Consider the following 8,491-nt stretch of genomic DNA (forward strand, 5'->3'; position numbering starts at 1 on the left):
GCATCGTTCATTGAGGCAGGTTCGTGATCGACAAACTGCAAGGCTGGTACGCGTGGCCTTTCTTCTCCGTTCTGCCTCGCGTGCACAAGGGGCTGGCGACGGCCTGGTGGGCCCTGATAGTCGTCCGCGGTGCGCTGCCCGCGGTCCTCACCGTCGCGGTGGCCGCGCTGCTGAGCGCCGTACAGCGACAGGACTCCCTGGTACCGCCGCTGGCGGCGGTGAGCGTGGTCTTCCTCCTGATGCAGCTGCTCGCCCCGGTCCACGCGCAGACTGGGGCGAGTCTTGGTGACTGGCTCTCCTCGTGGCTGCACGACAAGCTGGCGGAGGCGACGACCAAGCCGTCCGGCCTGGCCCATCTGGAGTCCAGGGAGCTGACCGACCGGCTCACCATGGCCCGCGACTTCGACCTGGGCATCTCCGGCCCGCCGATGTCCATCTCCATCGGCCTCATCTCCGGTGGTCTGGTGGAGGCGATGACCGGGCTGAGCCAGGCCAGTGTGCTCTTCGCCTTCGCCTGGTGGGCTCCGCCGCTGGTGGCCGGTGCCTGGCTGGCCACGCACTGGCTGCTGCGGGAGAGCGGAGGATGGGACCGCGGCGCCCAAGAGGTCCTCGACGCACAACGGCGCGCCGAGTACACCTACCGCCTGGCGGTGGACGCGCCGGCGGCGAAAGAACTGCGGATCTTCGGCCTCGGCCGGTGGACCGTGGGCCGGTTCGCTGCCGAGCGCCGCCGGATGATCGAGCTGAGGTGGCAGGCTACCCGCCTGCGACAGCGCCCGCTGCTCCGGGTTGTCCTGGTGGTCGTGACCGCCAACGCGGTGGTGTTCTGGGCGATTGCCAGGGAAGCCGCATCCGGTGCCCTCGACATCGGCCAGGTGGCCATGTTCGCCCTCGCGGCGGTGGGGGCGAGCGGCATCGCCTTCGGCGGGATCAACTGGGCGCTGCCGCCAACCGCCGAGTCGGTCACTGCCGTTCTGGGCTTGAGTGAGGCGATGGAGGAGACCGGCAGGCTGGTCTCCGGGAACCGTTCGGCGGAGGGTGGGCCCGCCGCGTACGTACGCCTGAAGGAGCTGGGATTCTCCTATCCCGGCAGCACGAAACCGGTCTTCGACGGCCTTGACGTGACGATCGAAGCGGGCACCTCATTGGCCGTCGTCGGAGTCAACGGGGCCGGAAAGACCACCCTGGCCAAACTGCTCTGCCGACTCTACGATCCGACGTCCGGCGCCATCGAGGTCGACGGGGTGGACCTGCGGGATCTGGACCTGGAGTCCTGGCGATCCCGGGTGACCGCTGTCTTCCAGGACTTCGTCCGCTATCAACTGCCGCTACGCGACAACGTTTCCCTGCACGACACCTCGGACGACGTGATCAGGGCCGCGCTGGCGGACGCGGGGGCCAAGGATCTTGCCGAGCTCGACACGGTCTTGTCCCGGGGATACGACGACGGCACCGATCTGTCCGGGGGGCAGTGGCAGCGCGTGGCCGTGGCGCGTGCCCTCTGCGCCGTACGCCTGGGAGCTGGGTTGGTGATTCTCGACGAGCCGACCGCGCAGCTGGACGTCAGGGGGGAGGCCGAGATCTTCGAACGCATCCTTGAGGCGACCCGGGGCGTGACCACCGTTCTGATCTCCCACCGCTTCTCCACGGTCCGTCACGCGGACCGGATCTGCGTGCTGGAGGAGGGCAGGGTCGTAGAACTCGGCACCCATGCGGAGCTGATGGCCGCGCGGGGCCGCTACCGCCACCTGTACGACCTTCAGGCGTCCCGTTTCGCGGAGTCCCCGGTGTCGGGCGACGACTGTACCGACCTGGAAGTGGTGGAGTAACCCGATGATGTCCGTCTCCGACCAGACGATCGAACGGCTGCCCTCCTCGTTGGTCTCACTCGGCCGCTCGCTGCGGCTCGGGTACCGTGCCAGCCCGGGGCTGATCGTGGTCGCCTTCGTGACGACCGTGGTGAGTGCCGTGCCCGACGCGCTGTTGGCCTGGGGCATCGCTTCGCTCGCGGATTCGGTGCTCAGCGGCCAGGGCACCGAGATCCTGACGGCGTCCTTGCTGTTGGCCCTGCTGGCTACCGCCACCTGGCTGCTGAACATCCTCAGCGAACGGGCCAACCGGCGCTTTGCGGACCGTGCGGCCGTGGTGGTCGAGGCGCACATCGCCGAGTTGCAGGCTTCCGTCGCCACCATCGAGCACCACGAACTCCCCGACCACTTGGACCGGATCTCGGTACTCCGCGACCATGCTCCGGCCCTGAGCGACCTCTACCAGAAGCTGTTCGGAGTGCTCGGCACGATCCTGCGGTTGCTGATCACGGTGAGTCTGCTGGTGTTCGTCCATCCGCTCCTCGTCGTCCTCGGCTTTTTCGTCGTGCCCTCTGTCCTGGTGTCCAACTGGCGGGCGGGCAAGGAGAAAGAGGCAGAAGAGGACGGTGCACAGCACGATCGTCTCGCCCGGCATCTGTTCCTGACCGCCACCTCCGCTGAGGCGGGCAAGGAGGTGCGCGTCGCCCAGGTCGGACCGGTTCTCAGGGAACGGCGCCGGCAGGCGTGGGTCCGGCGGTACAAGCCGCTGGCGCGGGCCCGCTGGATCTCCGCGGTCTACCAGTCCGCCGCGCTGACGCTGTCCGCCGGCGCGTTCATGGCGGCCCTCTGGTACGTCGCCACCCGCGACGACGCCCAAGCGGCCCAGGTGCTCATGGTGCTGGCCGCGGGCAGCCGCCTCTCCACGTATGTCGGGCAGACGATCGGGGAGATGCACTTCTTCCGCACCATCTGGCTGGACTGCTCACGACGGCTGGCCTGGCTGGAGGACTACGTTCAAGCCCGGAAGAGAACCTCCGACCAGCCCGTGCCGACGGAGCTGCGCCGCGGTATCCGCCTCGACGGGGTGTCTTTCGCATACCCGGGGACGGAGCGTCTGGTCCTCGAGGACATCGAACTGACGCTCCCGGCTGGCGCGGTCGTGGCCGTTGTAGGGGAGAACGGTGCGGGGAAGTCGACGCTCGTCAAGCTCCTCTGCGGCTTCTACGCTCCCACGGCGGGGCGGATCCTCGCCGACGACACCGATCTGTCCCGGACCGACGCCGACCGCTGGCGCCAACGGGTGACCTCTGCCTTCCAGGACTTCTTCCCTTTCGAGTACCCGCTGCGCCGCTCCGTCGGGCTGGGAGATCTGCCGCGTGAGAACGACGAGGCAGCCGTGACTTCAGCTGTCGACAGGGCAGGCGCCGATGTGGTCGTGGCCGCGCTGCCCCACGGCCTGGACACCCAACTGGGGGTGGACTGGCCAGGGGGCGTGGGACTCTCGCACGGCCAGTGGCAGCGGGTGGCGTTGGCGCGGGGCTTCATGCGGGAGAAGCCACTGCTGATGGTGCTGGACGAGCCGACCTCGGCCCTGGACGCCGAGACGGAGCACGCCCTTTTCGGGCGCTACGCGGAGATCGCTCGGGACGGCGGCTCGAAGGGGACCGGCCGGATCACGTTGCTGGTCTCCCACCGGTTCTCAACCGTCAGGACGGCCGACCTCATCGTCGTCCTCGACGGCGCGCGCCTGGTGGAGACGGGCACACATGAGCAACTGATGGCGCTGGGTGGCCAGTACGCGGAGCTCTACGGCCTGCAAGCGGCCGCGTATCAGGATGGTTCCGCCCCTTCAGGCAGCCGAGGTCATTGACCATTTCATATGGTGACCGCTCTTGGAGTCCATGTGATGACCGGAAGTAGGGATAATGAGGTTCGGGCGGGTAGTCGTTACTGGCGGCGCTGGATTTATCGGTTCTCATCTGTGTGACTATTTCACTGAAATGGGTGCGGAAGTACTGTGCGTCGACAATTTCAGTTCAGGGCGCATGGAAAACCTGGAGATTTCCCTCTCCTCCGGCAGGCTCAGAGTGGAGTCGGTCGATGTATCGGAAAGCTGTGACATCTCCGGCCCGGTCGATGCGGTCCTCCATCTCGCCTCCCCGGCCTCTCCCGCCGACTATCTGAGTATCCCTGTCGAGACCATGAGGGCAGGATCTCTGGGAACTTTCCGAGCCCTGGATCTGGCCCGCCGTAAGGGGGCCCGTTTTCTGTTCGCCTCCACCAGCGAGACCTATGGGAATCCACAGGTCCACCCTCAGCATGAGGAATATTGGGGGAACACCAACCCGGTCGGACCGCGCAGTGTTTACGACGAGTCGAAACGCTTCTCGGAAGCTCTCACGATGGCATACCGCCGGACGTACGGAGTCGATACGGCGATCATTCGCATCTTCAACACGTTCGGCCCCAGGATGCGACAAGGTGATGGACGCGCGATTCCTTCCTTCATCACCCAGGCGCTGGCCGGTGAGCCCTTGACGATTACCGGGGACGGTACTCAGTCCCGGTCCTTCTGCTATGTGGACGACCTGGTGTCCGGGATCGTCCGTATGCTCGAATCGGATCTTGCCGGTCCGGTGAATCTAGGAAATCCCGAGGAACTCACTATCGCTGAGGTGGCCACCCTGATCAGGGAGCTCACCGGTTCCACATCACCACTGATTTTCGTCGATCGTCCCGAGGACGATCCGGATCTGCGCTGCCCCGACATTTCCCTGGCGCGACGCTTGCTCGGCTGGGAGCCCAGCGTTTCTGTCGAGGCCGGTATCAAGCGTGCGGTCGACTGGTTCCGGGAGACCGGCTCCGGCGCAGGGAAGTCACCGGATCAGTTCGTGCCGGCCTGGGTGGCCAGTAAGGAAAATCTGCCGTGAGTATTCTTCCCGCGTCGTTCACGCTGCTTCGGGCGGACAAGGCGGCTGTACGAGCGGTGCTCTTCGACCTCGACGGAACGCTGTGGGATCCCGAACCGCATGTCTTCAGCGCCTATGCCGAGGTATTCCGTGAGCACGGTCAGGAATTGACCCGTCGACGTTGGGGTGATGTCATCGGCACCGTTGGCTTCGACCTCTGGAGCGACCTGGAGGAACGCGTCGGAGAGCCCTTGGACCGGACGGAGCTGGAGAGCCGGGTCGCCGCGTACAAGGAGGAAATGCTCAGCCAGATGCGGGCACGACCAGGTGTGCGAAACCTGCTGGAGCAGGTGGACTCGGCTGGTCTCCTCCGATCGATTGTCAGCAACAGCCCATCCTGGTGGATCACCCGTTACGTACGCCAGTGCGGAATCGGCGACGGGTGGCACAGTGTGCACAGCCCCGACAGGGTGGCCACCCTCCCCAAGCCGGCACCCGATCTGTACCACGAAGCCCTGCGGAGACTCGGACTGTCTCCCGAAGAAGCCATCGCCTTCGAGGACTCGCCCACGGGAATCAGGGCTGCCCGAGCGGCCGGGGTGCGTTGTGTGACGGTGCCCAACGACATGACCGCGGAATTGGACCTCACTCACGCCGACTTACGGGTCGAATCTTTTCGACATGTCGATCTGGCCGAGATCATCGTGAGTTTGTTGAGGCTTGAGGAACGACAGTGACCTGCCGTTGGAAGCGACTGGGAAACCGAATCCTTGAGCGGAGGGAGGCGTTTCAGTGGAACTGACACCAGGCGGGCGCAGGGGCGATTTTTTGCAAGTGCGGGTGCAGTCAGGGGAAGGCCTCGAAAAGACATTTCCAGGGACCTGGGCGCAGCAGGCCTTCTGGGACGCAACGAAAGCTCTGGGGGAGGAGGATCACCAGTTCAACTTCAGTCAATCGATCGATATCGGGGACTCCATTTCGATCGGTGAAGTGTGGGAGGCTGTCGCGTGGATGGTCAGACGACACGAGTCCTTCAGGACACTGTTTGTTGAAATGCCCGGGGGGCGGGTTGGTCAGCGGGTACTCGATGCGGTCGAGGTTCCGGTGCGTATCATCGAAACGGGCGCCGACCTCGCCGCCTCCCATGCGGATGACGCGGTGAACGATTGGGAATCTCGAAGATTCCGGCATGTTGCTGAGATACCGCTCAGAGTATGTCTGGTGGGTCCCGCCGACGGGTCGAAGAGGCTGGTTCTGGCAATATCGCACATGTGCGCGGATTTTTTCGGGATCCGGTTGGCGGTTGAGGAAGTAGCCCGCTTCCTCGGTGGTGCAGACCCGCTCACCTTCCCCCGTCCCGTGCAGCCGCGTGAGGTGGCCGAGTTCCAGTACTCCGAGCGGGGGAGGAACGTGTCGGCTCGGGCCATCGAGTACTGGATCGGCACCCTTCTCGACTTGCCTCCCATGCGTGTCGACCCCGGGTTCGCCGATCGCAGGGAGGTGCGGTTCTGGCAGGGACGTCTTTCTTCCCGCTTCCTGCCCTGCGCGCTGGCTTCCCTCGCGTCTCGGTTCAGAGTCAGTGATTCGACCGTCCTGCTCTCCGCTGCCTCGCTCGTGCTGGGACGAATGACGGGTACCGACAGACCCGGCTTCATGCTGATGTGCGGGAACCGGGTCAATGCGGAGGATCGCAGGAATGTCAGCCCTCGTGTACTGGAGGGCCTCTTCTCTGCCGATGTGTCCGGTGGCGACTTTGCCGCCCTTCTGAAAAGAGTGCAGCGAGCGTCACTACGCTCATATCAGCATTCCCAATACGACAAAATTGACCTGCTGTCGAAGATCCACAGTGCTGGAGCGGACCGTTGCAGGCTCCATCGGACGGTCTTCTACAACGATGCGCGCATGGAGGGCGGGGAAGCTTCACCGTTGGCCACCCGGTCCGCGCTCGAAGCCTTTGAGCTCGGTGATTGCCGTCTGCGTGCACTTACCGACAACCGCGGGGACGAGGATATAGCCCTGCATATTCACCAAAATCGTGACGAGCTGGCAATGACGCTTACCGCGGATACTGGACTGGTGGGCCCTCAGGCCATTCAGGATTCCTTGCGGGAAATTGAGCGAATCATCTTCCGCGCTGTAAAAGATTACTCTTGAATCTGAAGAGGCCCGTGTTGCCCTGGCCTCCGGCGTCTGGTCGAGATCTCAGCTACGACACCCGCCTCCACGCCTGACACCCGAGAGAGGAAGAACCTGGTATGTCGGCTCTGACCCCCAACGATCCCCAGATACTGGCCCAGGCCGTCGTCACTACCATGACCGTTGACGCCGATCCCCAGGCCCGGGAGGCAAGCATTGCCTTCTGGGACCGGGGCACGGCCTACCGGCTGGAGGTCTTGGAGGCTGCCGAGAAGGTGGCGGACGACACGATCCGCCGACTCCTCGCGGAACTGCGGGCGGATCCCACCGATGCGCGCCCCCAGTGGGAGCTCACGGATCGGCTGCGGGACCTTGCGGCGCATCGGAGCCCCGAAGTCGAGGAACTGTTCGCACTCGCCTGGCAGGCGGAGTCCAACTCCCGCCTCGGCTACCACCTGGGACGGCGGTACGGCGGTCCTTCCACCCCCAAGGTGGAGGTTGACGAACTGCGTGCTCTGCAGGCCGGTGACTCCCTCCCCCTCGCAGTGGATGCCCCCGTACTCGTTGTGGTGCCGTTCCGGGATCGAGGCCCTGGACTGCGGCTGCGCAACCTGCTGGCCTGTCTGCTGTCGCTGCGCGACCAATCCGCACCGCGCTTCTCCTACCGGGTCGTGGTGGTCGAGTCGGACGACGTCCCCCGCTGGCGTGACGTCGTCCTGCCGTATGTCGACCACTACGTGTTCGCTCCCAAGGACGGTGCCTTCAACAAGTCGTGGGCGGTCAACGCCGGGGTGGTCAACACTCCCGGCCGACCGGAGGTCATCTGCATACTGGACGCCGACGTGCTCGCCGACCGGGACTTCGTCTCCCGTAACACCGCCCGCTTCCGCCACCCCGGCACCATGGGGCACCTCACATACCGCGACATGTGGTGTCTTGACCCGTCTTCGACGTGCTGGGCGATCAGGGAGCGAGTGCGTCTACAGTCTCCGGAGGCGGACAGCGACCACCTCAGGGCCTTCGTCCTGCGGCGCCCGCCAGGCTGCTGCGTATGGGCACGGACGAGCGCGTTCCACCGGATCGAGGGGATGGACGAACGCTTCGAGGGCTGGGGTGGAGAGGACAACGACTTCGCCTACCGCATGGACTACTACTCGGCGTTCGACCACTACGACGATCTTCTCCTGCACATGTACCACCCGTCCTCGGCGGTCCTGCGCGAGGACGGAGACACCGTGAACGCACACATCCCTGTGCTCAGCTGGCGGCCCACCGCGCCCATCGGCGACCTCACCCGCTTCACCGACGTAGCGAAACCTGAGGAGCCCATCCCCACCGATGCCGCCTGACGACGCCACCCCGAACACGGTCGAGCAGACCCCGGAAACGACAAAGATCCCGCCCGATCAATCCGATCGGACGGGATCTCGTCAACCGCTCACACCTGGTTTCGTGAACGGCCCTGCCGGTGGACCTGAGGGGATTTGAACCCCTGACCCCCTCGTTGCGAACGAGATGCGCTACCAGGCTGCGGCCAGACCGAGGCGCCGAGCCAGGAGGAGATGTTCCCGCCGGTCGAGATCCCCGAGGTCGAGCCGGCCCAGGAGTTGGACGAGCGCTGCCTCACGGGCCGGGTGC

At 65.2% G+C, this 8,491-nt stretch carries 6 protein-coding genes and 1 tRNA gene; 6 read left to right on the forward strand and 1 reads right to left on the reverse strand.

What is annotated here, in order from left to right:
- Positions 1 to 23: 23 nt before the first annotated feature.
- The 6 genes from E1283_RS03315 to E1283_RS03340 all read left to right on the forward strand — a co-directional run bounded on the left by E1283_RS03315 (position 24) and on the right by E1283_RS03340 (position 8,202).
- Positions 24 to 1,829: an ABC transporter ATP-binding protein gene (locus E1283_RS03315; RefSeq protein ID WP_132816327.1), complete on the forward strand. Its 1,806-nt coding sequence runs from the start codon at positions 24 to 26 to the stop codon at positions 1,827 to 1,829.
- Positions 1,830 to 1,833: 4 nt separating this feature from the next.
- Positions 1,834 to 3,678, forward strand: a complete 1,845-nt coding sequence (locus E1283_RS03320) for an ABC transporter ATP-binding protein (protein ID WP_207930278.1) — start codon at positions 1,834 to 1,836, stop codon at positions 3,676 to 3,678.
- A 55-nt stretch (positions 3,679 to 3,733) separates the two neighbouring features.
- On the forward strand, positions 3,734 to 4,738 hold the full coding sequence (locus E1283_RS03325) for a UDP-glucuronic acid decarboxylase family protein (RefSeq protein WP_132816328.1): 1,005 nt from the start codon (positions 3,734 to 3,736) through the stop codon (positions 4,736 to 4,738).
- The gene (locus E1283_RS03330; protein ID WP_132816329.1) at positions 4,735 to 5,454 is read left to right on the forward strand and encodes an HAD family hydrolase; all 720 of its coding nucleotides are present in this window, start codon (positions 4,735 to 4,737) and stop codon (positions 5,452 to 5,454) included. The genes E1283_RS03325 and E1283_RS03330 overlap by 4 nt, the downstream gene beginning before the upstream one ends.
- Positions 5,455 to 5,509: 55 nt before the next feature.
- Positions 5,510 to 6,871 (forward strand): condensation domain-containing protein, encoded by a 1,362-nt coding sequence (locus tag E1283_RS03335; protein WP_132816330.1) that lies wholly within the window; start codon positions 5,510 to 5,512, stop codon positions 6,869 to 6,871.
- 101 nt (positions 6,872 to 6,972) lie between these two features.
- Positions 6,973 to 8,202, forward strand: a complete 1,230-nt coding sequence (locus E1283_RS03340; protein ID WP_132816331.1) for a glycosyltransferase family 2 protein — start codon at positions 6,973 to 6,975, stop codon at positions 8,200 to 8,202.
- A gap of 120 nt (positions 8,203 to 8,322) precedes the next feature.
- On the opposite strand, the gene E1283_RS03345 is transcribed toward E1283_RS03340, so the two are convergent.
- Positions 8,323 to 8,389 (reverse strand) — tRNA-Ala (locus E1283_RS03345).
- Positions 8,390 to 8,491 lie beyond the last annotated feature (102 nt).

The sequence above is a fragment of the Streptomyces hainanensis genome, from assembly GCF_004348415.1.
In the GTDB taxonomy this organism is placed as follows: domain Bacteria; phylum Actinomycetota; class Actinomycetes; order Streptomycetales; family Streptomycetaceae; genus Streptomyces; species Streptomyces hainanensis.

Bases quoted from the DNA above. Each gene is read 5' to 3' on its own strand.
- E1283_RS03325 (WP_132816328.1), top strand. From the start codon at position 3,734: ATGAGGTTCGGGCGGGTAGTCGTTACTGGCGGCGCTGGATTTATCGGT.
- E1283_RS03320 (WP_207930278.1), top strand. From the start codon at position 1,834: ATGATGTCCGTCTCCGACCAGACGATCGAACGGCTGCCCTCCTCGTTG.
- E1283_RS03340 (WP_132816331.1), top strand. From the start codon at position 6,973: ATGTCGGCTCTGACCCCCAACGATCCCCAGATACTGGCCCAGGCCGTC.